The organism is Acidovorax facilis, from assembly GCF_023913775.1.
GTDB lineage: Bacteria > Pseudomonadota > Gammaproteobacteria > Burkholderiales > Burkholderiaceae_C > Acidovorax > Acidovorax facilis.
Map to the genome: position 1 here is coordinate 1 of NZ_JAMXAX010000284.1, position 1,318 is coordinate 1,318.

General features: G+C 44.5%; 1 protein-coding gene and 1 pseudogene. One reads left to right on the top strand and one right to left on the bottom strand.

Translation table 11 applies throughout. From position 1 onward, the window contains the following. A pseudogene (locus tag NFX52_RS30160) lies at window positions 1-208 on the top strand (hypothetical protein); the annotation flags it as partial. A gap of 168 nt (window positions 209-376) precedes the next feature. Here NFX52_RS30160 and NFX52_RS30165 read toward each other — a convergent pair. Continuing rightward, window positions 377-1,318 (bottom strand): hypothetical protein (locus NFX52_RS30165; protein ID WP_252636002.1); only part of this gene is annotated, 942 nt, incomplete at its 5' end.

Below are 1,318 nucleotides of genomic sequence, written 5' to 3' on the forward strand. Positions count from 1 at the left end.
CAACCACCAGTTACCGCAGTCAGCGCTCAAGAGCAGTACGCCGATGCAGGCGATGAAAGAGTGGTACCAGACCCACCCGCACCTGTTTCACAAGCGACCATATGATCGTACGGGATGCGACAGCTATCAACATGGCTTCACTCCCTGGGTGGATTGCAAGGACTCTATCAACTCCTTTAGAACCGCTCGCACCATGAAGAGTGGATAGCGTTTGAAGTCTATGCAATCGTCCGGGATGTGACACGTAGGTATCCGGCGTACTCAAGCGGGCCGCTTATCGCGGCCCCAGGTACAAGGATCAACTGAACGTGGACTTGCAACGCCAGAGGGTGAAATCAGGCAATAAGCTGGGAGGCGATTCAAACCTTCAGCGATATTACCGCTTGATTTTTTTCAGTTCATCACTGTCAACAAAAAAATATGGATTAAATCGTCCATCGACTCGAGCACCTACCTCAAGCGCTTGCACCTCAAGCTCCAGAGACCGAGCTGTCAGCTTTTCCATAGTAGTGCCCTCATTTAAAGATTTCGTAACTTTCCCATAAAGCCGAACAAAGTCCTTACTTAACTTAGGCTTACCATCACGAAAAGCCTCAATCTCTTTGGCCTTCTCTATAGGAACTTTGACAGTTAATTCATAGCTGTTGCAATTTCGGTTCGAACACTTCTTTTGAAGACCTAATTCCCTGAGGGATGGTTGATAGTACAGCCTGATATCATGGCCTTCAGCCGTGGTGTAACTTACCATTGGTGTAGTGAAGCCACCATCTATAGTAATATAATACTCACCGGTCGTAGCATCCGGGCCTTTAAGATAAATATAATCATTCTTCCAGGCAACCACTACATTCAAGGCATTTTTATCAACCTCGATAGAATTCTTAATTTTATCAATGCCCTCCTGCTTTTTGAACTCATTAGTGAGCCCGGCGTAACCTGGCTGCGTTACTCTGGCCAAAATATTCCAGTCAGGATTATCAATCGATGCTCCCTGCACAACCCATTTTTTAATATATTCCTCAAAAACACTATTTGGAGCTTCTTGATATTCATCGTTATTATATTCCGAAATCTCCTGATGGATGTATTTTTTATAGCTCTCAGGAACGGAAAATACAGGCTTCAAAATTGTCGCGCTGACTGACCCAAATTTTTCAGTGTCTTTGTACGGCGACGAAATTTCGGCTTCCGACGTCTCCCGTGTCGCGGATTCATTCGAAGTGCTTTTTGATTTATCGCTGCATGACACCAAAAATAGAGAAATCAAAACCGACGACGCGATAGTTATGCTGTTAAATTTTCGCATTTTATAATTCCT